Genomic DNA, 24,096 nt, shown 5'->3' on the forward strand with positions numbered 1-24,096 from the left:
CTGCCACAGGGGCGGCTTGCTCCCACAGGATGCCCGCCTGCGATATACTGCCGCGCCTTTTTAGCGTCGCGCCAGCATGCCCGGCGTGTCTTAAGAGGTGCCGCCCGTCGACCGATCCACCCAAACGGGCGGTACCTTATTGAATGTTCCCGTCTTAGAGAGGAGCGCGACTCATGACCGTGATCAAGCAAGACGACCTGATTCAGAGCGTTGCCGACGCCCTGCAGTTCATTTCCTACTACCACCCCGTGGACTTCATCCAGGCGATGCACGAAGCCTACCTGCGCGAAGAATCGCCAGCGGCCCGTGACTCCATGGCGCAGATCCTGATCAACTCGCGCATGTGCGCCACCGGCCATCGGCCGATCTGCCAGGACACCGGCATCGTGACCGTGTTCGTACGGGTGGGCATGGACGTGCGCTGGGACGGCGCGACCATGAGCCTGGACGACATGATCAACGAGGGCGTGCGTCGCGCCTACAACCTGCCGGAAAACGTCCTGCGCGCCTCCATCCTCGCCGACCCGGCGGGTGCGCGCAAAAACACCAAGGACAACACCCCGGCGGTCATCCACTACTCCATCGTCCCGGGCAACACCGTGGAAGTGGACGTGGCGGCCAAGGGCGGCGGCTCCGAGAACAAGTCGAAAATGGCCATGCTCAACCCGTCCGACTCCATCGTCGACTGGGTGCTCAAGACCGTTCCGACCATGGGTGCCGGCTGGTGCCCACCGGGCATGCTCGGCATCGGCATCGGCGGCACCGCCGAGAAGGCCGCGGTCATGGCCAAGGAAGTGTTGATGGAATCCATCGACATCCACGAGCTGAAGGCCCGCGGTCCGCAGAACCGTATCGAAGAGATGCGCCTGGAGCTGTTCGAGAAGGTCAACCAACTGGGCATCGGTGCCCAGGGCCTGGGTGGCCTGACCACCGTGCTCGACGTGAAGATCATGGATTACCCGACCCACGCCGCCTCCCTGCCGGTGTGCATGATCCCCAACTGCGCCGCCACCCGTCACGCCCACTTCGTGCTGGACGGCACAGGCCCCGCAGAGCTGGAAGCGCCACCGCTGGATGCCTACCCGGAAATCGTCTGGGAAGCAGGCCCGTCGGCTCGTCGCGTAAACCTCGACACCCTGACCCCGGAAGAAGTGCAGAGCTGGAAGCCGGGCGAAACCGTGCTGCTCAACGGCAAGATGCTCACCGGTCGCGACGCGGCGCACAAGCGCATGGTCGAGATGCTGAACAAAGGTGAAACCCTGCCGGTGGACCTCAAGGGTCGCTTCATCTATTACGTCGGCCCGGTCGACCCGGTAGGCGACGAAGTGGTTGGCCCGGCCGGTCCGACCACCGCCACGCGGATGGACAAGTTCACCCGCCAGATCCTCGAACAGACTGGCCTGCTGGGCATGATCGGCAAATCCGAGCGTGGCCCGACCGCGATCGAAGCGATCAAGGACAACAAAGCCGTCTACCTGATGGCCGTTGGCGGCGCCGCGTACCTGGTGGCTCAAGCGATCCGCAAATCCAAGGTCCTGGCATTCGCCGAACTGGGCATGGAAGCGATCTACGAGTTCGAGGTCAAGGACATGCCGGTGACCGTTGCGGTCGACAGCCAGGGCGAGTCGGTGCACATCACCGGCCCGGCCATCTGGCAGAAAAAAATCAGTGACAGCCTGGCGGTAGAAGTGCAGTAACCCGCACCTTCGCACCGTAAAAAGGCCGGTGGGCGACAAGCCCACCGGCCTTTTTTGTTGCGTGCAGGAATGCCTACCACTTATCGGCCTGCTCGCGCACCTGTCGGATCTGACAGGTTACCCATCGTTCATCTCTTGGCATCCTCATGTTCAGCCGGGTATCCCCTGACATGGCCTAACAAGAAGATTCCCTCGATGGCAGAACAAACGCCCCTGCAGATTGTGACCCCCACCATCGCCAACAGCGCATCCATTGCCACGATGGGCAGCCGGATCGGCCCAGTCGGCACGCGAGGGGCGGCCTCTTTCGAATTGCCCCTGCCTCTTTCCAGCGCTCGCCACCTGACACCGGCGCTGGCACTGCACTACAACAGCCAGAGTGGCAACGGCACCTTCGGCATCGGCATGCAGTTGTCCCTCGCCAGCATCGCCCGCCGCACCAGCGAAGGCGTCCCGCACTACGGCGATGACGACGTGATGATCGATGCCGACGGGGTTGAGCGCTGGCCCGAGTTCAACGAAGGCATGCCAGTCATTCGCACATTGGCCGGGCCCGGTAGCCGGGCCTGTTCGGTGGTGCGCTATTACCCCAGGATCGAAAGTGCATTCGACGTTTATGAACTCTGGAGTCCCGACGATGGCCAGGCGCCGTTCTGGAGAGTCCAGGGCAGCAACGGCCATTTGTATTGCTACGGCAACAGCGAAGCGTCGCGCATCGCCGCCCCCGTTGCCGACACCGATCCACAGAGCCCGGTCCGCATCGCCGAATGGTTGTTGCTCGAAGAACTCGGCCCGTCGGGCGAGCACATCTTTTATGAATACGAAGCCGATCCCGGCCCGTTCGACGGTCCCCATGACTATCGCGCCCAGCGCTACCTGCGACGTGTGTGTTATGGCAACGCCACGGCCAGCGATAGTTTCTATTGCTTCGAAGAGACCGACCCAGCCAGCAGGCACTGGCATTTCCATCTGCTGTTCGACTATGGCCAGCGCGCCCTCGATCTTGTGCGCAAACCGGCTTGGTACGTCCCCAAAGGGGTACCATGGCAATTGCGCAGCGACCCGATCCATGCCTACCGGTACGGTTTCGAAGTCGGCACGCGCCACCTCTGCCAACAGGTACTGATGTTCCACCACTTCCCCGCCGAAGCGGGCAGCGAACCTGCGCTGGTTGCGCGGCTGCTGCTGGAATACAGCGCCACCGCACTGGGCTACAACCTGCTGACCGCCGCCCATTATCAGGACTGGGACGCCGAGGGCCGCGTCGATTACCGTCCCCCCGTCGAACTGCACTACAACGATTTCGAGCTCAACCTGGCACCCGAACCGTTCGTTGAGCTGCAGACGATGCCTGCCCTTGAAGATGGCAAGCGCTACCACTGCGTCGACCTGTACGGCGAGGGCGTTCCGGGGTTTCTGTGCCGCTATACCCATGGCTGGTATTACCGTGAACCGGAACGCGGCGAGAACGACGACACCATCGCCTATGGTCCGTGGTCGCGCCTTTCGAGCATGCCGGTGGCCACCGACAACCCGACGGTGTTGCAGGTGCTGACCGACCTGACGGGCAGGGGTCGCCTCAACTGGCTCATCGTCCAGCCCGGCATGAGCGGGTTCTACACCCTCAACCCGGACCGCAGTTGGTCCACCTTCACGGACTTCAAGCGCTTCCCGACAGAGTTACTGCACCCGTCCGCACAACTGGGCGACCTCAACGGTGACGGTTTGCGCTCCCTGGCCATGATCGGCCCCAAGAGCGTGCGGTTGTACGCCAACCGCCGCGAGGAAGGGTTTGCCCCCGGCGTGAATGTGCCCCATGAACCGGACAGCGCCCTGCCCTTGTTCAGTGACCTGCGCAATGAACTGGTGATGTTCGGCAACTTGCTGGGCAGCGACAGTACCGAGCTGTGCCGCATCCGCTGCAACGAGATCAAATGCTGGCCGAACCTGGGCCGTGGGCGTTTCGGCGAAGGCTTTGTCATGAGTGCCCTGCCCTTCAGCTACAGCCAGTTCGATGCCGATCGGGTCCGCATCGCCGACCTGGACGGGTCCGGGGCACCAGCACTGATCTACCTCAAGAGCGAGTGCTTCGAGATCTACCTCAACCGCGGCGGCAATGGTCTTGAACAAACGCCTGTGCAGGTGCCATGGCCCGAAGGCGTGCGGTACGACAATCTGTGCCAGGTCACCCTGGCCGACCTGCAAGGCCTGGGATGTGCCAGCCTGATCCTGAGCAAACCGCACGCGACGCCCGATATGAAGCCCGGACACTGGCGCTATGACTTTGTCGCGACCCGCCCTTATCTGCTCAACGCCATGAACAACAACATGGGTTGCAGCAGCACCCTGACCTATCGCAGCAGTGCGCAGTATTGGCTGGATGAAAAACAGCAACGCACGGCCAGCCGCGAACCACTGACCTGTTACCTGCCCCTGGCCCTGCCGCTGGTGGCGCGCCAACAACAACGGGACGAGATCACCGGTAATTGCCTGACCCAACGCTTCACTTACTTCGAAGGCGACTATGACAGCCACCATCGCGAGTTCCGAGGCTTCGGCCGGCTGTACCAGGTCGACAGCGAAGTGTCCGAAGGCGAGACGCCAACCGGTTTCACCGCGCCGGCACTGGTCAAGACCTGGTTCCACACCGGCCGCGCCGTCGACCAACCCCTCAAGGACTGCTTCGCTGGCGACACCGATGCAGTGCCGTTGGGCCCGACACTGCTGACCCGCTTTCATGAAAGCGACGAGGCCAACGAAATCATCAGTCCCGACCCGGACACCGCGCGGGAGATGGCCTACGCCCTGGGCGGTCGTGTGCTGCGCACCGAAACCCATCCCGCCGAACCGGCCGGCACGGCCGGGCCTTACACCGTGACTCAACAGCGCTATCTGTTGCGCCATCCTCATGTCCACCACAAGAGCCTGCTGGTGCTGGACCTGGAGGCGATCACCTATCAATACGACGGATTCATCGACGACCCGCAGATCCAGCATGGGCTCAACCTGAAGTGGAACCAGTTCGGCCAGCTTATCCACGGCTTCCTCGTCCACTACGCCCGGCGCCTCACCGCCCTCGACCCGCCGCCCTTCGAAGACGAGGTCGAGAATGGCTGGTGGCGTGACGCCCATGACGACCAGCAACAGGTGTTCCACATCGTCGAGAAACGCGCCGAGCACCTGCACCTGATCGATGACGACGGACTGCGCCAGCGGTTGAGCCTGCCGTGGCGCTCCAGGGCCAACGGGTTGCAACGTCCGAAAGGTGAACTGCCGCTGGGGCTCAACCCTCGGCAAGTCAGCTATGAAACCTTCATCGACCATCAGGACTCCCCGCAATGGGATGCCGCCCGGCATTTGATCGCGCTTCAGGAACAGAACTACCTGCTGGACGAGCACGATGACATTGCCTTCCAGGCCCTGCATGGCCCGCTGGAGATGGCCGAATTCGACAAGCATGCGCTGCAAGCCTACGACGAGTTGCCGCCGCCCTTCGACATCCGTGAGCAATTGGAAAGCATCGGCTTCGAGCCCATGAAGCTGTTCCTACCAGACGACCCGGATGAGGACGACCGCGAAAACCTCTGGTCCAGGAAAGTCGGGTTTGCGACCTATGCGCCCCTTGAGGGCTTTTTCCAGTTGACGACCCTGCAGGAGACCCAAAGCCACGGAGTGACTACCGTCGAGCACGATGCCTACCGCTTGATGACCACCGCCGTGACCCTGCCGGACGGCTGCACGACCCGGGTCGAGTACGATTACCACGCGTTGCTGCCGCGCAAGATCATCGATGCCAATGACAATATCCAGCAGGCACTCTATGGCCCGGGGGGCGCTCCGCTGGGCGTGACCTTTCATGGCACCGAGAACGGCGCTCCGGCAGGCTTCGACGATATCGCCACCTACCAACCGCCCGAAGACCTGACACCCGGCCATGCGATCGACCACCCGGAAGCCACCCTGGGCCGGATCGCCAGTGCCGTGCGCACCGACGCGCTCAGTTGGATGGGATCGCTCGATCTCACCCTGGTACTCCCCGCACAGCGCGACGCGTGGATCAGCGAGCGCTACCTGCTGCCCGACGGCCACATCCGCGCCTCGGCGCGCACGCGCTTGGCACAACTGAGCGAACGCAGCGCCGCCCAGGAACTCTTGCGGGTACTGATACACGCCGCGCCCCGGGAGCCGGTCCACAGCGTCGTGCTGAACGCCGATCGTTACCCGGACGATCCCTTGCAACAGATCCGCATCACTATCAATGCCGTCGACGGATTCGGCCGTGCCCTGCAAAGCAAACAGCGGGTGGAACCCGGGCAAGCCTATGCGGTGGCCGAAGACGGTTCGCTGGTGTTGCAGGACGGGCAGCCGCTCCAGCACCTGGCCGAACAGCGCTGGCGCGTGAGCGAACGGGTCGAGTACGAGAACAAAGGGCTGGTCACCCGGGTCTATCGGCCCTATTTCGCGGATGCCTGGCGCTACATCAACGACGCTTCGCTGCGCGTGCACGGTTATCACGACCAGCAGTTCTACGATCCGCCAGGACGCCTGGTCAAGGTCATCAACGCCAAGGGGCACGAAGCCTGGCATGTCTATCATCCCTGGTACCAATGCGACTTCGATTACAACGATACGGATCCTGGGGACTGAAACAGGGTCATCGGCCGACTAAGACAGACACAAACAGCGCTCCGATAGCCCGGGACGAGGCGCATTACGACATGCGGGCGGCATGCTATGGTGCCAGTCCCGTCGCCCCTTGAAGCGCTCACATGCTCGCAATGCCCCGCCCCTTGCGCCTGTCCCTTGCCATTGTGCTGATCCTCGCCGGCGCCGTTGGCGCCGCTGCCCTGGCCATACGCCACGCCGAACGCCAGGCGCTGGAGGAAGACGCCAGCCGTGCGAACCAGCAACTGGCGCTGTACGCCAACTCCTTGCATACCCTGATCGACCGCTACCGCGCCCTGCCCGCCGTGCTGGCGCTGGACCCGGAGTTGCGCTCGGCCCTGATGGGACCGGTCAGTGCGGCACAACAGGACGCGTTGAATCGCAAGCTGGAGAAAATCAACGACACCGCGCAGTCCTCGACCCTGGAGTTGCTCGACCGCACCGGCCTGGCCGTGGCGGCCAGCAACTGGCGCCTGCCCAGCAGTTACGTCGGCCACAACTATGGCTTCCGCCCCTATTTCCTCCAGACCCGTACCCAAGGCACCGGACGCTTCTACGCGGTGGGCGTGACCAGCGGCATTCCGGGTTACTTCCTGTCCAGCGCAGTAACCGGCGACAGAGGCGAGTTCCTCGGAGCGATGGTGGTGAAGCTCGAATTTCCGGAGCTTGAACGTGAATGGCGCCAGGGCAGCGACACCCTGCTGGTCAGCGACGCCCGGGGCATCGTGTTCATCGCCAACCGGCCGGGCTGGCGTTATCGCCATCTGCAGCCTCTGACCGACAGCGACCGTGCCGAGCTCAAGGCCACCCGCCAATACGACAAGCAACCCCTGCAACCATTGAACTACGAAGGGTTGCGGCGTTTTGACGACAACAGTCGGCTGACCCGGGTCGATGCTCCCGACGGCACGGCGGACTACCTGTGGGAATCCCTGCCGCTGACGGCCGAGGGGTGGACGCTGCATTTGCTGCGTCGCCCGCAGATCGCTTTCGAAGACCGCCGCAACGCCGGGCTCGCTGCCGCCGGATCGTGGTTGGCGTTGGTCTTTCTGCTGCTGTTTCTCAACCAACGCTGGCGCCTGGCGAAGCTGCGTCAACGCAGCCGAGCCGAGCTCGAACGCCTGGTGGAAGAGCGGACCCAGGAGTTGCGTACCGCCCAGGAAGGGCTGGTGCAGTCGGCCAAACTGGCGGCGCTGGGGCAGATGTCGGCGGCCCTGGCCCATGAAATCAACCAACCGCTGACGGCCCAGCGCATGCAATTGGCGACCCTGCGCCTGCTGCTGGATCACGGCCGGGTCGACGATGCCTACAAGGCACTCAAACCGGTGGATGACATGCTGACCCGCATGGCCGCCCTCACCGGTCACCTGAAAACGTTTGCCCGCAAGAGCCCCAGCGGCCTGCGCGAACGCCTGGACCTGGCGGCAGTGGTGGATCAGGCCCTGCAACTGCTCGATACCCGCCTGCGGGACGAACAGGTCAGCACCGTGCTGCATCTGACCCGTCCGGCGTGGGTGCGTGGCGATGCGATCCGCCTCGAACAGGTACTGATCAATCTGTTGCGCAACGCCCTCGACGCCATGGCCGACCAACCCTTGAAACGCCTGGAAGTGCGCCTGGAAGCCGATGAGCAACTGTGGCGCCTGACGGTCAGTGACAGCGGCACCGGGATTGCCGAGGAACACCTGGGCCAGGTCTTCGATCCGTTCTTTACCACCAAGGCGGTGGGTGATGGCCTGGGCCTGGGGCTAGCGGTATCGTTTGCCATCATCCATGAGTCCGGCGGGCGGCTGACGGCGGACAACCATGAAGGCGGCGCCGTATTCTGCGTGACGTTACCCATCGATCAGGAGGCCCGGTTACATGCTTGACTCTGTCATGGTCGTCGATGACGAAGGCAGTATCCGCAGCGCTGTCGAACAATGGCTGAGCCTGTCGGGTTTCCAGGTGCAGTTGTTCAGCCGCGCCGAGGAATGCCTCGCAACGCTGCCGGCGCATTTTCCGGGGGTGATCCTCAGCGACGTGCGCATGCCTGGGCTCAGCGGCCTGGATCTGCTGGCCGAAGTGCGCCGGCGCGACGCGGATCTGCCGGTTATCCTGCTGACCGGCCACGGCGACGTGCCGATGGCCGTGGAGGCCATGCGCGATGGGGCCTACGACTTCCTGGAGAAACCCTTCAGCCCCGAAGCCCTGCTGGGCAGCTTGCGCCGTGCCCTGGACAAGCGCTCCCTGGTGCTGGAGAACCGCCGCCTGCATGAGCAGGCTGACGCCAGGGCCCGACTCGACGGAACCTTGTTGGGGGTTTCCCGGGCGCTGCAAAACCTGCGACGCCAGGTGCTGGACCTGGCGACCCTGCCGGTCAATGTGTTGATCCGCGGCGAGACCGGCAGCGGCAAGGAGCTGGTTGCCCGCTGCTTGCACGACTTCGGCCCCCGGGCGGACAAACCGTTCGTGGCATTGAATTGCGCGGCCATCCCCGAATCGCTGTTCGAGGCGGAACTGTTCGGCCATGAAAGCGGGGCCTTCACCGGCGCCCAGGGCAAGCGCATCGGCAAGCTCGAGTACGCCCACGGCGGTACGCTGTTTCTCGATGAAATCGAGAGCATGCCCCTGGCCCAGCAGGTCAAGCTACTGCGGGTCTTGCAGGAACAGAAACTCGAACGCCTGGGCTCCAACCAGAGCATCGCCGTGGACCTGCGCATCATCGCCGCCACCAAACCCGACCTGCTGGATGAAGCCCGGGCCGGGCGCTTTCGCGAAGACCTGGCGTATCGCCTGAACATCGCCGAACTACGCCTGCCGCCGTTGCGTGAACGGCGCGAGGACATCCCCTTGCTGTTCGAGCACTTCACCCACAACGCCGCCGAACGCCTGGGCCGCCCGGCCGCCCCGTTGAGCGGCCCGCAGTTGAGTCATCTGCTGAGCCACGACTGGCCGGGCAACGTGCGCGAACTGGCGAACGTCGCCGAGCGCCAGTTGCTGGGGCTGGATCATTCCCATGCGCTGGAGACGGACCCCGGCCAATCCCTCGCCGCCCAGCAGGAAGCCTTCGAAGCCCAATGCCTGCGTGCCGCCCTGATGCGGCACAAAGGCGATGTGAAAGCCGTGCTCGAAGAACTGCAACTGCCACGCCGCACCTTCAACGAAAAGATGCAGCGGCATGGGTTGAGTCGGGAGATGTTTTTGCAGGGAGGCTGAGTGCTGTGCTGGCAGTACAGGCCCCATCGCGAGCAGGCTCGCTCCCACAGGAGATTGGGGCCGACCGCAGCCTGAGCTTCCACTGAAGACCCAGTGTGGGAGCGAGCCTGCTCGCGATGGCGGCTTCGCATTCACCATCACTCAAACTGACCCACCGCTTTCGCGAGCAAGCCCGCTCCCACAGGGGATTGGGGCCGACCGCAGCCTGAGCGTCCACTGAAGATCCAGTGTGGGAGCGAGCCTGCTCGCGATGGCGGCTTCGCATTCACCATCACTCAAACTGACCCACCGCCTTCGCGAACAAGCCCGCTCCCACAGGGGATTGGGGCCGACCGCAGCCTGAGCGTCCACTGAAGATCCCGTGTGGGAGCGAGCCTGCTCGCGATGGCGGCTTCGCATTCACCATCACTCAAACTGACCCACCGCCTTCGCGAACAAGCCCGCTCCCACAGGAGATTGGGGCCGACCGCAGCCTGAGCGTCCACTGAAGATCCAGTGTGGGAGCGAGCCTGCTCGCGATGGCGGCTTCGCACTCACCATCACTCAAACTGACCCACCGCCTTCGCGAACAAGCCCGCTCCCACAGGAGATTGGGGCCGACCGCAGCCTGAGCGTCCACTGAAGATCCCGTGTGGGAGCCGGGCTTGCCCGCGAAGAGGCCTGTCCAGGCACTGCCGAATCAGCGGATTCTCGCTCACCCTGCGTCCAGGATAGGCGGATTTCCGCTCACCCCATGAGCCAAACCCCTCTGGATCGGCCTTCCGCCATATGGCACAGCTCCTGCTATAGCCCTGTCAGGCTGCGTTCCTACGCGCTCCACAAAAACAATTAAACGAAGGATCCTTCAATGGATAACTCCAACACCCTGCCCCTCGGGTCGGCGGCCGTGCCCGCTCGTGAAAGAACCACCGCCAGCCGGATCAAATCGATCTTCAGCGGTTCGGTCGGCAACATGGTCGAGTGGTATGACTGGTATGTCTACGCCGCTTTCTCGTTGTACTTCGCCAAAGTCTTCTTCCCCAAGGGCGACACCACTGCCCAGTTGCTCAACACCGCCGCGATTTTCGCCGTGGGCTTCCTGATGCGTCCGATCGGCGGATGGTTGATGGGCCTCTACGCCGACCGCGCCGGTCGCAAGCGGGCGCTGATGGCCTCGGTCTACTTGATGTGCTTCGGCTCGCTGATCATCGCCCTGAGCCCCGGTTATGAAACCATCGGCGTCGGCGCTCCGATCCTGCTGGTCTTTGCCCGTTTGCTCCAGGGCTTGTCGGTGGGTGGCGAATACGGCACGTCGGCAACCTACCTGAGCGAAATGGCGACCAAGGAACGTCGCGGCTTTTTCTCCAGCTTCCAGTACGTGACCCTGATCTCCGGCCAGCTCATCGCCCTCGGCGTGCTGATCGTGTTGCAGCAGTTCCTCACCAGCGATCAGCTGTACGCCTGGGGCTGGCGCATTCCGTTCGCCATCGGTGCCTTGTGTGCGATCGTGGCGCTGTACCTGCGTCGTGGCATGGAAGAAACCGAGTCCTTCACCAAGAAGGAAAAGGCCAAGGAAAGCGCCATGCGCACCTTGCTGCGTCATCCGAAGGAATTGATGACCGTGGTCGGCCTGACCATGGGCGGCACCCTGGCGTTCTACACCTACACCACCTACATGCAGAAATACCTGGTGAACACCGTCGGCATGAACATCTCCGACTCCACCACGATTTCCGCCGCCACGCTGTTCCTGTTCATGTGCCTCCAACCGGTGATCGGCGGACTGTCGGACAAGATCGGGCGTCGGCCGATCCTGATTGCCTTCGGCATCCTGGGGACGCTGTGCACCGTGCCGATCCTTACCACCCTGCACACCATCCAGACCTGGTGGGGCGCGTTTTTCCTGATCATGGCTGCGCTGATCATCGTCAGCGGCTACACCTCGATCAACGCCGTGGTGAAAGCCGAGTTGTTTCCCACCGAAATCCGCGCCTTGGGTGTCGGCCTGCCGTATGCGCTGACCGTGTCGATCTTCGGCGGCACGGCTGAATACATCGCACTGTGGTTCAAGAGCATTGGCATGGAGACGGGCTACTACTGGTACGTGACGGCGTGCATCGCGGTCTCGTTGCTGGTGTACATCACCATGAAAGACACCCGCAAACACTCGCGGATCGTGACGGACTGATGGGGGTTCGGCAGTCACTGCTTGGGTGACTGTCATGGCCCTTTCGCGAGCAAGCCCGCTCCCACAGGATCTGCGCTGCACCTGTGGGAGCGAGCCTGCTCGCGATAGGGACAACTCGGTATCAACCCAACTCGGCAGCGCCCTGCTTGCCATAACGATTCTGCGCATACGCCGCCCCGGCGATCATTACCACCAGAATCCCCGCCAGCACCGCCGACGAACCGATGGTGCCGAAGTCCAGGCCGCCCTTTTCATGGGACTTGGTCATCAGGTCACCCAGGGTCGCTCCCAGGGGACGCGTCAGCACGAATGCAATCCAGAACAACACCACTGTCGAGATCCTGGTGAAGTACTTGAGCAGCACGACCAGGGCAATGGTCGATCCGATCAGCAACGCACCGCCACCAAACCCCAGGCCCGAATCATCCGCCAGGTAGTCGCCAAGGGCGGTGCCCAGGGTGTTGGAAAACAGGATCGCCATCCAATAGAACATCTCGCCACGGAAAGTCTGCACCTTGGTGACGTTGAGCGAATCGCCGCTCAGGCGCCAGGCCGCGAAGATCGCCAGCAGAATCGCAATCAGGATCATCGACCCGGTGGCGTAACCCAGTTCGAGGGTGCGATCCATGAAGTCGGACATGGTGGTGCCCGCGGTGCTGGTGGACAGAATCACGATCCAGTACAGCAGCGGCTTGTAGGTCTTGGCCATCAACTGCGTCACCAGCGTCAGGACGAACACGCTGATCAGGATCAGCGAGCTGAGGGCATAGCCGACATTGAGGGTCATCGACAGCAGGTCCCCTGCGGTTTCGCCCAGGGTCGTCGCGCAGATTTTCATGACCCAGAAGGCCAGGGTGATTTGAGGCAGTTTATTCATCGCAGGGAAAGCTCCAGTGTGAGGCGACCGGCCTTGATTACAGGCCCGGGGAAGACTGGCGTTGCGGCGGTGAAAAACAGGTCGGGAATACCTGAAAAATCTGTCACATCCCGTCCGACACGGAATTAATCGCCGATTAATGTTGGCCGGGCATCCTCATCTCACTTGAATCGATACGTTCACGCCCTGCTGCCAAGGTTTGTAAAGCCGTGGAATGCACAGGCCTTAGTATCGATTTAATCGATTATTTTTAGCATTATTTTGCGCTTTTTAATCAAATTTGCATGCGTAGAATTAAACCCATGCAAGACACCTCCTCTCAACGATTTTGGAGCTACGACGATGAAAACCAAACTGATCCTTGCCTTGACCCTGTCCGTACTGGCTGCCAACACCTTCGCCGCCGACGGTTTCGACCGTACCGGTTCAGCTATTGCCGCTGATGGTTACGATCGCACCGGCGCTGCCACCGTTGCTGCAGATGGCTTCGACCGTACCAACGGCGCCACTGTCGCTGAAGATGGCTTCGACCGTACCAACGGCGCCACCGTTGCTGCAGATGGCTTCGACCGTACCAACGGCGCCACTGTCGCTGAAGATGGCTTCGACCGTACCAACGGCGCCACTGTCGCTGAAGATGGCTTCGACCGTACCAACGGCGCCACTGTCGCTGAAGATGGCTTCGACCGTACCAACGGCGCCACCGTTGCTGAAGATGGCTTCGACCGTACCAATGGCGCCACTGTCGCTGAAGATGGCTTCGACCGTACCAACGGCGCCACTGTTGCTGAAGATGGCTTCGACCGTACCAACGGCGCCACTGTTGCTGAAGATGGCTTCGATCGTACCGGTGGTGCCTTCATCGGCTGATCCCCAAAGGCATCCTCACAGCCCGGCTTCGGCCGGGCTTAGTCATTAAAGCCCCCTGGCAATCGCCATCTCTGTGCAAAAGACCTCCTTCTAAGCCCTGCGGTACTGACAAAACCGATACAGCTCGGCACTATTCTTCGAGTCCCACCCAAACTCAGGATTTGAGCACTTCCATGCCCGACGATATCTACTATTACGAACCCGCCAACGGCCATGGCCTGCCTCACGATCCATTCAACGCCATTGTCGGCCCACGTCCTATCGGCTGGATCTCTTCCCAGGACGCCGAAGGCCGCCTGAACCTGGCACCCTACAGTTTCTTCAATGCTTTCAATTACATCCCGCCGATCATCGGTTTTTCCAGTGTCGGGCGCAAAGACAGCCTGAACAACATCGAACAGACTGGCGAATTTGCCTGGAACCTGGCCACACGCCCGCTGGCCGAACAGATGAACCAGAGCTGCGCGATGGTCGCGCCCGAGGTCAACGAATTCGAACTGGCGGGCTTGACGCCAGCGCCGTCACAGGTGATCCAGGTACCACGGGTGGCCGAAAGCCCAGTGTCCTTCGAATGCAAGGTCACCCAGATCATTCAGTTGCAACGAGCGGACAAGGGGTTGGTGCCGAGCTGGCTGATCCTCGGCGAAGTGGTTGCGGTGCATATTGCCAAGTGGCTATTGAAGGACGGGGTCTACGACACAGCCGCCGCCGAACCGATCTTGCGCGGTGGCGGACCGGCGGATTACTTCCAGTTGGGGCCTGAGGCACTGTTCAAGATGCATCGCCCAAAGTAAGCATGTGCACAAGCTCCTGTGGTGAGGGGATTTATCCCCTCGCCACAGAAAAGCTCTATTGGTTGAGGGTCACCAGAGCAACCCACCCTCCTCGTCGACGCCCTTGAGATGGGTCAGCTGCACAGCGGCAGCTTCATCCGCCTTGGTAGCCGTCTCGAAACGCTGCTTCTCAAGTACCTTGTTGAAACGCGGCGCACCCGAGCCGCCGATGGCTTTAGTGGCGATAGCCGCATGATAACCGCCACCCTCCCGGGGCATGACGGCGGAAACAGCTTCAAAGGGTCCAAAGACTTTACGTGCCATATTGCGCATCCTGGCAATGAGAAATGGCAGCCATTAAACCTTCATCCGGCCAGTTTGTGTACCGTTGCCAGAGTCGCCTGGGGGGCGGACACATCCCTGAAGGTATGAAAATCCAGGCTGCTCACCACCAGATCCTGCACCAGCTCAGCGAAAATCCCCATGGCCGGGGAGTTGAAGTACGCATCCATCGCCTGCTGATCGACCCAGAGCCCGGACATCAACCACAAGTCGGCATCGCATTGCGATTGCTGCAGCGCGAAGTGCACGCAGCCGGGGGCTTGGCGCGAAGGCGCGATGAGTTTACTCAGGCGCGCGCCCAATGATTTGGAGCTTCCGGCGCGGGCCCGCACAAAAGCCATGTGACTGACGGGGATCTGTGTAGACATGTTCAACCCTCCCAGGTCATCCATTGTGCAGCCGGGGACAGCTGCGACAGGGTTGAAGGTTAAGCGCCGCGACGCCAGGTCCGTTAGTCGATTTCTGCCGACGCCTTGCACAATCCTGCGTAAAAGAGGGTGGCAACACTGCGACGCCCCGGCAGGAACCGGCTAATTTGAGACGAAAGATTTCAAGCAAGTTTCGACGGCATTGCAACGTTCTGGCGCGGCAGCCATGCAGGATCAGGCAAGCTTTCAACAGGATGTGACTACCACCGTGCCTTGCACAAACATAAGCTTTGTCCATCGCTCCTATTTCCGAGGATCCTGGCATGTCGCCGCTCGACCACGCCCACGTCCCCCTGGACCCACATCTGGAACAACAACGCGCCGAACTGGCGTCGATCATCGACCGTAATACCCGCGAAGACGGCAGTTACGTCACGGCCATCGGCTCATTGAATCTATCTCGCCACAGCAAGCCCCATAAATTTGCCCCGGTGCTGGCGCAACCGGCGCTGTGCATCATGGCCCAGGGCAGCAAACAGGTGCGGCTGGCGGACGAACTGTTCAACTACGACCCACTCCATTACCTGGTGGTCTCGGTGTCGATGCCGTTGAGCGGGTGCATCGCCAACGTTTCGCCCGAACACCCGATCCTGGCCCTGCGCCTGGACATCGACCCTGCGGAAATCACCGCGCTGATCGCCGATGCCGGCCCGCTGGGCGTGCCGACACGCCCCGCCGGTCGTGGCCTGTATGTCGAACGCCTGGACACGTCGATGCTCGACGCGGTGCTGCGCCTGGTGCGCCTGCTGGACCACCCCAAGGACATCGCCATGCTCGCGCCCCTGGTGCGACGGGAGATTCTGTACCGCCTGCTGCGCAGTCCCCAGGGCTACCGGCTATACGAAATCGCCGTCGCCAACAGCCAGAGCCATCGCATCGGCCAGGCGATCAAATGGCTCAACTGTCATTTCGAACAGCCCTTGCGCATCGACGACCTGGCCCGGGAAGTGAACCTCAGCGTCTCGACCCTGCATCACCGTTTCAAAGCCATGACCGCCATGAGCCCGCTGCAATATCAGAAACAATTGCGCTTGCAGGAAGCCCGGCGGCTGATGCTGGCCGAAGGGCTGGAAGCTTCGGCGGCGGGGTATCGGGTGGGTTATGAAAGCCCTTCGCAGTTCAGCCGCGAGTACAGCCGGCTGTTTGGCGCACCGCCGTTGCGGGATCTGGCGCGGTTGCGGCTGACGGTTTGATTGGCCTTTTGCGTTGGCTGTGCCGGCCTCATCGCGAGCAGGCTCGCTCCCACAGGGTGGACGCATTCCAATGTGGGAGCGAGCCTGCTCGCGATGGGGCCAGACCAAGCCCCCACTTTTCCAGATCAAGCCCCCAGCAACCGACACGCCTCCGCCGGCAGGGTCACCGACACCGCGTGCCCGATGCCCAGGTCCATTCCCTGGCAAGGCGTACTCAGCGCAGTGAATGAAACCCCGGAACACTCCACCGTGGTCTCGATGGTCGCGCCAATGTCACGCACGAATGTCACCTTGCCCAGCAAGCGGTTACCCGCCGTGGCCTGGGGGGTAGACAGCTGCACGTCTTCCGGGCGCACCAGCAACTTGATCTTCTCGCCAACAATCGGGCTACGGCTGGCCGGTACGTCCAGCACATCCCCGCCCGGCAGACCGACACGCCCGCTGCCCAGCGTGGTCGCAGGGAAAATATTACCCGAGCCGATGAAGTCGGCGACGAACTCATTGGCTGGATGCCGATAGATCTCGATCGGCGTCCCCACCTGCTGCACCCGGTGCTCGCCCAGCACCACCACGATATCGGCCATGGTCATGGCCTCGCGCTGGTCGTGGGTCACCAGGATGGTGGTGATGTTCAGCCGCTGTTGCAGCTGGCGGATTTCCACCTGCATCGACTCACGCAGCTTGGCGTCGAGGGCAGACAGCGGTTCGTCCAACAGCAGGATTTTTGGCCGTGCGGCAATCGCCCGGGCAATTGCCACGCGCTGACGCTGGCCGCCAGACAGTTTCGCCACGGGCCGGTCGATCATGGCCTGGAGCTGAATCAGCTCCAGCAACTCCACCACCCGCGCCTGCTGCTCGGCCTTGCCCACGCCGCGCAGTTTCAGTGGATAGGCAATGTTCTCGCCGACGGTCATGTGGGGAAACAACGCCAGCGATTGAAAGACCATGCCGAAGTTGCGCAGGTGCGCCGGGGTATGACCGATGTCATCGCCATCCAGGCGGATCTCACCGCCGCTAAGGCTTTCCAGGCCGGCGATCATCCGCAGCAGCGTGGTCTTGCCGCAGCCCGAAGGCCCGAGAAAACAGACCAGCTTGCCTTCCGGCAAATGCAGGTTCACATCCTTTACCGCGCAAGCCGAGCCGTAATGTTTCTCGACGTTTTCCAGTATCAGTCCAGTCATGTCTTCACCTCGAAATCAAAAGGAAACGCCGCCCTCGCCCACCAGCTTCTCCAACGCCCAGATCAGCACGAAGTCGATCAGCACGATGAGCACGGCAAACGAAAAAACGGTGGGGTCAAGCGACGACACGGTGCGGCTGTACATCCAGATCGGCACGGTCATGACGTCGACGGTGTAGAGAAAATAGGTCACGGTGAATTCGTTGAACGAGACAATGAATGCCAGAAGCATTCCGGCGAGGATGCCCGACTTCATCAACGGCACCACCACATCGACGATGGCCCGCTGCGGTGAGGCCCCGAGCATCCGCGCGGCTTCCTCGACTTCGCTGCCGATGCCGAGCATGGCGGCGGTGCAGTTCTTCACCACGAACGGCAAGGCAAGGATGACGTGGGCAATGACCAGCCTTGAGGTGGTCATCTGAAACGGCAGGCTGTCGAACACCAACAGCAAAGCCAGACCCAGCACCACCATGGGGAACACCAACGGCAGCGACATCAATTGCAGCGCCACGGCCTTGCCCCGGAACTCACAACGGGTCAGTGCATAGGCCGCCGGCACCGCGATCAGCGTGGCGAAGATCATGGTCAGGCACGCCACCAGCAAGCTGGTGCCCATGGCCTGGCCCAGGCTCAGTACATCGCTGGTATCCGGGGAGACGAAGGTCTGCCAGGCGGCCCGATACCATTGCAGGCTGTAGCTGCTTGGCGGGAAGTCCAGGTTCGCCGCGCCGCTGAAGGACATGACGATCATGGTCAGGATCGGCAATACCGCCAGCAACAGAATGAGACCCGACAGCAGCCCCGCGATCCGACCGGTTTCACCGGGCAACAGCGACTGGCGTTTTTTACTCAACGCGCTCATTGAGAAGCCTCCAGCATCCGCCGACGGCGGCCGGTGAAATATTCGGACAGGGTCATGATCAGCAGCGTGGTGACGATCAACACCACCCCCGCGGCGGACGCGGCCGGCCAGTTCATCAACGGGGCAATCTGGTCATGGACCATCACTGCCAGCATCGGCACTCGTCTCCCGCCCAACAACAGCGGTACGACGAAGCTGCTGGCGTTGTAGGCGAACACCAGGGTCGCGCCGGTGATGATGCCGGGCAGGCTCATGGGCAACACCACTTGGCGAAACACCTGGAAGCGGCTGGCGCCGAGGGTGGCGGCCGCCTCCTCATAGCTGCGGGCCACCCCGCGCATGGCGCTGGCGATGGGCAACACGGCCAGGGGGAATGCGGTCTGGACCAAGCCCATCAGCACGCCGTTCTGGTTGTACAGCAACATGATCGGTCGCTTGATCAGGCCCAGGCCCATGAGCGCCTGGTTGAGCATGCCGGCCGGGCCGAGGATCACCAGCCAGCCGTAGCTTTGCAGCAGCAGGTTGACCAGCAGCGGCAACAGCACCGCCGCCAGGAACACCCGCCGCAGCAATGGCGAGGTCAGGCGCGACATGGTGTAAGCCACAGGGATCGCCAACAGCACGGCGATCACCGCGCTGATCAGTGCCAGGCGTAAGGTCAGCAACAGGGACTTGAGGTAATAGGGCTCCAGCAATTGCCCATAACTGGCAAGGCTGAACCCACTCCACTCCGCGCCCTTGGTGCCGACGCTCATGCGCAGTACCAACAGACTGGCGGCAATCAACACGCCCAGAAACAGCATCGACGGCGACAGGAAAAACCACGCCCGCGTCGTGGGCGAAATACTCCGGCTGGAATGCATTGGCGCAACGCTCTGCGGATGAGTTAACGGTTGGTGTTCCATGGCAAGGTCTCGTCAGTGGAAAACGACAGCACAAACACAACTTTTCGGTGGGAGCGGGCCTGCTCGCGAAGATGCTTGCACAGCGAGCATCTCCTTCAACTGACCCACCGCTATCGCGAGCAGGCTCGCTCCCACACTGGATCGCGGGTAGCCCACAGATCCCCGCATCACCCCTATTCCTCTGTGGGAGCGAGCCTGCTCGCGATGACGCCGGCACAGCCCACATCTCCCTCAACTGACCCTCCGCTATCGCGAGCAGGCTCGCTCCCACACTGGATCGCGGGTAGCCCACAGATCCCCGCACCCCCCTATTCCCCTGTGGGAGCGAGCCTGCTCGCGATGACGCCGGCACAGCCCACATCTCCCTCAACTGACCCTCCGCTATCGCGAGCAGGCTCGCTCCCACACTTGGATATCGAGCGGGCCCGGCATCCAGTTCAGGAAGAGAAAATTTCCGTGTACCGGCGGATCCACTGGTCGTGCACCGTCGCCAGGAAGGCGTTGTCGTGCATGATCGCTTTGTCGGCGATTTGCTCCGGGGTGAGGATGTACGGGCTCTTGCGCGCTTCGGCGGAGATGATGGTCTTGGCGTTGACCGGGCCGTTGAAGATGTCTTCGGCCATCTTGCCCTGCACCAGCGGGTCGAGGGAGTGGTCGATGAAGGCGTAGGCCAGGTCGGTGTCGCCCGGGCGGTTCTTGGGCATGACCGAGAGCATCAGGTCGGTGTAGAAGCCTTCCTTCATACCGAACGTTGCTCCCAGACCATAGGCCGGGTCGCGGATCTGCTTGGGGAAAAACGCCGGCGCATACAAACCGCCCATGTCCAGGGAACCGGTACGGAACAGTTCGGCGATCTGGTTCGGGTTTTCGCCCAGGGTCACCACCCGTTCCTTGAGCTCGGCGAGTTTCTTGAAGCCCGGTTCGATGTTGTGTTCGTCACCGCCGGCCAGCTTGGCGGCGATGATGATCAGGTCCATGGCCTCGGTCCAGTTCGGCGGCGGCAAGAAGATATTCGGCGCCAGGTCCGCGTCCCAAAGCGCGGCGTAACTGTCCGGTGCCTGTTGCAAGGTGCGGGTGCTGTAGACCAGGCTGTTGCACCACAACAGATAGCCGATGCCATGACCACCGGCACCGGTGCGGTAATGCTCCGGCACGTCCACCAGGTTGGGGATGCGGTTCAGGTCCGGCTTTTCCAACAGGCCCGCCGCAGCCAGTCCCTCGGCGCCGACGCCGGCCAGGGTGATGATGTCGTACTGCGGCCGGTCGCCACCGGCCTTGAGCTTGGCGACCATTTCCGAGGTGCTGCCGGTGCGGTCGGCGATGACCTTGGCCCCGGTCTTGGCCTCGAAGGTCGCGGCGATGTTACGCAGCGCCGCCAGCCCGGTGTCGTCGGACCAGGTCAGCAGACGCAGGGTCTTGCCGACGAACCGCGTATCGCTGGCCCGGGCGCTGATGAAGGGCACGCTCATGGCGGCGGCCGCGACCGACACTACGCTGGCGGTCTTGATGAATTGACGTCTGTTCAGATCATGCTTGCCCATGGAGGACTCCCTTTGTTCTTCTAGGTATGAGGTGGCTGTAACCATTGCGCCCTAGCCGTTCGAGATCGACCAAAGCCCCGTGCCGCAAGGACTTTGTCGTCGTCGAAGGCCATCCTGGGGTTGCACAAAATCCCTGACTATCGAAAAAAACTCATTGAAGCCATGTCCCTGGCGCATGCCTTTTTTCGAGGCATGCGCGACCCGATAACGTGCTGTCAGACCGCCCGGATCACATGCTTGATTTCCTGGAATGCCGCCAATCCCCAGGGTCCCAACTCGCGGCCCAGACTGCTCTGCTTGTAGCCACCCCACGCCGCCTGGGGAAAGATCACCTGGGGCGCGTTGATCCACACCAGGCCCGCCTGCAAAGCGTTGGCGACCTGCTCGGCAGCGTCGAGATCACGGCTGACCACGCTGGCCACCAGGCCGAAACGGCTGTCATTGGCAAGCGCAATCGCCTGTTCCACGCCGCTGAAGCGGCGCACGCACAACACCGGTCCAAAAATCTCCTCGCACCACAGCGCACTGTCTGGGGGCACGTCGGTGAAGATCGTCGGCTGAAGAAAAAAGCCTCGCGACAGATGCGTCGGGCGCTGGCCGCCGCACACCAGCGTCGCACCCGCGCTCACGCCCCGGTCGATATGCCCCAGCACCCGTTGGTATTGCGCCTGATTGACCAACGCGCCCATTTCCACGTCCGGATCGAACGGATCGGCCACGCGAATCGCCTCGGCGCGGATCCTGAGCCGCTGCAGGAATTCATCGGCCAGCTCATCAGCGACCAGCACCCGGCTGGTGGCCGAGCACATCTGTCCTGCATTGAAGAAGCCGCCACCACAGGCCAACTCCACGGCCAGTTCCAGATCAGCATCGGCCAACACCAGCAGAGACGATTTGCCGCCCAGCTCCAGGCTCACGCCCTTCACCGTTTCCGCCGCCCGTTGCATCACCTGCACACCCACCGCGTTGCTGCCGGTGAAGGAAATCTTCGCCACCCGCGGATCGGCGGCCAACGGCGCCCCCACGGCCAGGCCAGTCCCACAGATCAGGTTGAAGACCCCATCGGGCAAGCCGCAGTCAGCGATGATCGAGGCCAGCTCCAGCTCCGGCAACGGCGTGACCTCAGAGGGTTTGAGCACCACGCAGCAGCCGGCGGCCAGGGCCGGTGCGAGTTTCCAGGCGGTGGTGACCATCGGGAAATTCCACGGCACGATCAAGCCGACCACACCGCAAGGTTCGCGACGCAGGCGCGCGCTGAAATCATCGCTGGGCAAGGCCAGCGAACTGTCCTGCCGGATGTCCAAGCCTTCGGCCAGCTCGGCGTAATATTCGAAGGTCGCCACCACATCATCGACATCGATGGCTGCCTCGAACAGCGGCTTGCCGTTGTTGCGCGATTGCAATTGCATCAACTGCGCGCGACCGGCCTGCACGCCAGCGGCGATACGACGCAGGATCGCGCCGCGCTCGGCCCCCGTGGTTTTCGACCATGGGCCAAAGGCCTGGGTCGCGGCGTCCAGGGCTTGATCGACCGCGCGTTCATCACCGCCATGAACAGTGGTCAGCAATGCCTCGGTCGCCGGGTTGATCACTCGTAAATACTGCTCACCGCGAAACCACTGGCCGTTGATGTACAGCCCTTCCAATGCTGTGGGAAGAGTCATTGCGCCACCCCGCTCATCCAACGCGCCTGATCGATTTCGATCAGCGTCGGACCTTGTCGGTCGCTGGCCGCGAGCAGTGCGGTATGCAGTTGCGCCACATCATCGACGGCTTCGGCAGCGCAGCCCAAGGCCTTGGCGACACCGATGAAGTCCGGGGTATAGATGTCCACCCCCACCGGTTCGATGGCGCGGTTGACCATGTATTTCTTGATCTCTTCGTAGCCTTGGTTATTCCACAGCAGCACAATCACCGGCACCCGCGCTTCCACGGCGCTGGCCAGCTCCGGCAGGGTGAATTGCAGGCCACCGTCACCGATCAGGCACACCACCGGGGGGCGACCATGGCCCTGGTTCTTGCCGCCAAGCCAGGCGCCAATCGCCGCCGGCAACGCATAGCCGAGGGTGCCGTAGCCGGTGGACGAGTTGAACCAGCGCCGCGGACGCTCCGGGTTGAACGTCAGGTTGCCGGTGTACACCGGTTGGGTGGAGTCGCCGACGAAGACCGCCTCAGGCAGCGTTTGCAGAACGCTGTCGATAAAAGCGCTCTGGGCGCGGACCGCAGCGTCCCAACTGCCTTCCAGCTCCGCACGCAACCGGGTAGCACGAACAGCGCCCCAATCGTTGCTGCGCTCGGCCAAAGGTTGCCGGTTCAACTCGTCGAGCAAGGCCCGGGCGGCGGTGCGGGCATCGGCCACCAGCGCCAGGCGCGGCGGATAGTTGCGCACGGTCTGGTCCGGGTCGATGTCGATGCGCAGCAGCGCACCAGGGAGCTCGAAGCCCCCGGCAAAAGTGATGTCGTAGTCGGTTTCGGCCAGTTCGGTGCCGATGGCCAGCACCACATCCGCTTCGGCCACCAATGTGCGGGTGGCCACCAGGCTCTGGGTAGAGCCGATCAACAAGGGATGACGGGACGGCAGCAAGCCCTTGGCATTGATGGTCAACGCCACCGGTGCGCCCAGGCGTTCGGCCAGTTCGGTCAATTCGGCGGCGGCGTCGATGGCGCCACCGCCGGCCAGGATCAGTGGCCGTCTGGCCGAGGCCAGCATCGCCGTCATCTGTTTCACCGCGCCCGGCGCGGCGCCGGCGCGATCGACGCTCACGGGCATACTGGCGAGCAAGGCATCGGCGTCTTCGACCAGCACGTCCAAGGGGATTTCGATGTGCACCGGCCGCGGCCGCCCGGCCTGGAACACGGCGAAGGCCCGGGCCAATACGCTGGGCAATTCAGCCGCGGACATCAGCGTGTGGGAAAACGCCGCGACCCCGCCCACCAGCGCAGCCTGATTCGGCAACTCATGCAACTTGCCGCGCCCGCCACCCAGCTGGCTGCGCGACTGGACGCTGGAGATCACCAGCATCGGGATCGAATCGGCGTAGGCCTGGCCCATGGCAGTGGTGATATTGGTCATGCCAGGGCCGGTGATGATGAAACACACGCCGGGTTTGCCGCTGACGCGGGCGTAACCGTCGGCCATGAAGCCTGCGCCCTGTTCATGGCGCGGCGTCACGTGGCGAATGCTTGACCGGGCCAGCCCGCGATACAGCTCGACGGTGTGCACGCCGGGAATGCCGAACACCTGCTCCACGCCATAGCCTTCGAGTAACTTGACCAATACTTCGCCGCACGTTGCCATTGCCACTGCCCTTCTTTCTTGTCTTGGAATGGGCTCATTGAACGGTCAGGCCATAGCGGCAACAATGGATAAAAAGTCATACTAGCCATGTCCTCAC

At 62.5% G+C, this 24,096-nt stretch carries 17 protein-coding genes; 8 read left to right on the plus strand and 9 right to left on the minus strand.

The genetic code is table 11. From position 1 onward, the window contains the following. Positions 1 to 173: 173 nt before the first annotated feature. The 5 genes from PCOSP_RS23205 (at position 174) to PCOSP_RS23225 (ending at position 11,727) form a co-directional block, all read left to right on the plus strand. Positions 174 to 1,697, plus strand: coding sequence for a fumarate hydratase (locus PCOSP_RS23205; RefSeq protein WP_041020308.1), 1,524 nt, complete (start codon positions 174 to 176; stop codon positions 1,695 to 1,697). A 195-nt stretch (positions 1,698 to 1,892) separates the two neighbouring features. Further along, complete coding sequence (locus tag PCOSP_RS23210; RefSeq protein WP_464709589.1) at positions 1,893 to 6,344, plus strand: SpvB/TcaC N-terminal domain-containing protein; 4,452 nt, start codon at positions 1,893 to 1,895, stop codon at positions 6,342 to 6,344. Positions 6,345 to 6,466: 122 nt separating this feature from the next. Continuing rightward, on the plus strand, positions 6,467 to 8,233 hold the full coding sequence (locus tag PCOSP_RS23215) for a sensor histidine kinase (RefSeq protein ID WP_464709590.1): 1,767 nt from the start codon (positions 6,467 to 6,469) through the stop codon (positions 8,231 to 8,233). Further along, positions 8,226 to 9,560 carry a sigma-54-dependent transcriptional regulator gene (locus PCOSP_RS23220; protein ID WP_175363015.1) on the plus strand — a complete coding sequence of 445 codons (1,335 nt, stop codon included), beginning with the start codon at positions 8,226 to 8,228 and terminating at the stop codon, positions 9,558 to 9,560. Before PCOSP_RS23215 ends, PCOSP_RS23220 begins: the two co-directional genes overlap by 8 nt. Before the next feature lie 847 nt (positions 9,561 to 10,407). Beyond that, on the plus strand, positions 10,408 to 11,727 hold the full coding sequence (locus PCOSP_RS23225; RefSeq protein ID WP_175363014.1) for an MFS transporter: 1,320 nt from the start codon (positions 10,408 to 10,410) through the stop codon (positions 11,725 to 11,727). A gap of 121 nt (positions 11,728 to 11,848) precedes the next feature. Here the strand turns inward: PCOSP_RS23225 and PCOSP_RS23230 are convergent, their stop codons facing one another. Next, a complete protein-coding gene (locus tag PCOSP_RS23230; RefSeq protein ID WP_139645159.1) occupies positions 11,849 to 12,604 on the minus strand; it encodes a COG4705 family protein in 756 nt (251 codons plus the stop codon). 342 nt (positions 12,605 to 12,946) lie between these two features. On the opposite strand from PCOSP_RS23230, the gene PCOSP_RS23235 reads away from it, so the two are divergent. After that, positions 12,947 to 13,474, plus strand: coding sequence for a heme utilization protein (locus PCOSP_RS23235; protein WP_464709592.1), 528 nt, complete (start codon positions 12,947 to 12,949; stop codon positions 13,472 to 13,474). Between the two features lie 173 nt (positions 13,475 to 13,647). After that, a complete protein-coding gene (locus PCOSP_RS23240; protein ID WP_139645156.1) occupies positions 13,648 to 14,268 on the plus strand; it encodes a flavin reductase family protein in 621 nt (206 codons plus the stop codon). Between the two features lie 69 nt (positions 14,269 to 14,337). Here the strand turns inward: PCOSP_RS23240 and PCOSP_RS23245 are convergent, their stop codons facing one another. Both PCOSP_RS23245 and PCOSP_RS23250 read right to left on the minus strand, forming a co-directional pair. Beyond that, the gene (locus tag PCOSP_RS23245; protein WP_139645153.1) at positions 14,338 to 14,571 is read right to left on the minus strand and encodes a hypothetical protein; all 234 of its coding nucleotides are present in this window, start codon (positions 14,569 to 14,571) and stop codon (positions 14,338 to 14,340) included. A gap of 41 nt (positions 14,572 to 14,612) precedes the next feature. Beyond that, the gene (locus tag PCOSP_RS23250; RefSeq protein ID WP_139645151.1) at positions 14,613 to 14,957 is read right to left on the minus strand and encodes a putative quinol monooxygenase; all 345 of its coding nucleotides are present in this window, start codon (positions 14,955 to 14,957) and stop codon (positions 14,613 to 14,615) included. Positions 14,958 to 15,280: 323 nt separating this feature from the next. Between PCOSP_RS23250 and PCOSP_RS23255 the strand changes: the two genes are divergently transcribed. Further along, on the plus strand, positions 15,281 to 16,210 hold the full coding sequence (locus PCOSP_RS23255; RefSeq protein WP_175384660.1) for an AraC family transcriptional regulator: 930 nt from the start codon (positions 15,281 to 15,283) through the stop codon (positions 16,208 to 16,210). A gap of 125 nt (positions 16,211 to 16,335) precedes the next feature. On the opposite strand, the gene PCOSP_RS23260 is transcribed toward PCOSP_RS23255, so the two are convergent. The 6 genes from PCOSP_RS23260 to PCOSP_RS23285 form a co-directional block, all read right to left on the minus strand. Then, positions 16,336 to 17,391: an ABC transporter ATP-binding protein gene (locus PCOSP_RS23260; protein ID WP_464709593.1), complete on the minus strand. Its 1,056-nt coding sequence runs from the start codon at positions 17,389 to 17,391 to the stop codon at positions 16,336 to 16,338. A 15-nt stretch (positions 17,392 to 17,406) separates the two neighbouring features. Then, positions 17,407 to 18,255: an ABC transporter permease gene (locus tag PCOSP_RS23265; RefSeq protein WP_024780938.1), complete on the minus strand. Its 849-nt coding sequence runs from the start codon at positions 18,253 to 18,255 to the stop codon at positions 17,407 to 17,409. Further along, positions 18,252 to 19,160, minus strand: a complete 909-nt coding sequence (locus tag PCOSP_RS23270) for an ABC transporter permease (protein ID WP_464709594.1) — start codon at positions 19,158 to 19,160, stop codon at positions 18,252 to 18,254. The genes PCOSP_RS23265 and PCOSP_RS23270 overlap by 4 nt, the downstream gene beginning before the upstream one ends. Positions 19,161 to 19,597: 437 nt before the next feature. After that, entirely contained in the window at positions 19,598 to 20,701 is a 1,104-nt protein-coding gene (locus tag PCOSP_RS23275; RefSeq protein ID WP_464709595.1) for an ABC transporter substrate-binding protein, read from the minus strand. Positions 20,702 to 20,916: 215 nt separating this feature from the next. Next, positions 20,917 to 22,365: an aldehyde dehydrogenase family protein gene (locus PCOSP_RS23280; protein ID WP_175384657.1), complete on the minus strand. Its 1,449-nt coding sequence runs from the start codon at positions 22,363 to 22,365 to the stop codon at positions 20,917 to 20,919. Then, complete coding sequence (locus tag PCOSP_RS23285; protein WP_464709596.1) at positions 22,362 to 23,999, minus strand: 5-guanidino-2-oxopentanoate decarboxylase; 1,638 nt, start codon at positions 23,997 to 23,999, stop codon at positions 22,362 to 22,364. Before PCOSP_RS23285 ends, PCOSP_RS23280 begins: the two co-directional genes overlap by 4 nt. Between the last annotated feature and the right edge of the window lie 97 nt (positions 24,000 to 24,096).

This window comes from Pseudomonas sp. MAFF 730105, assembly GCF_055380705.1.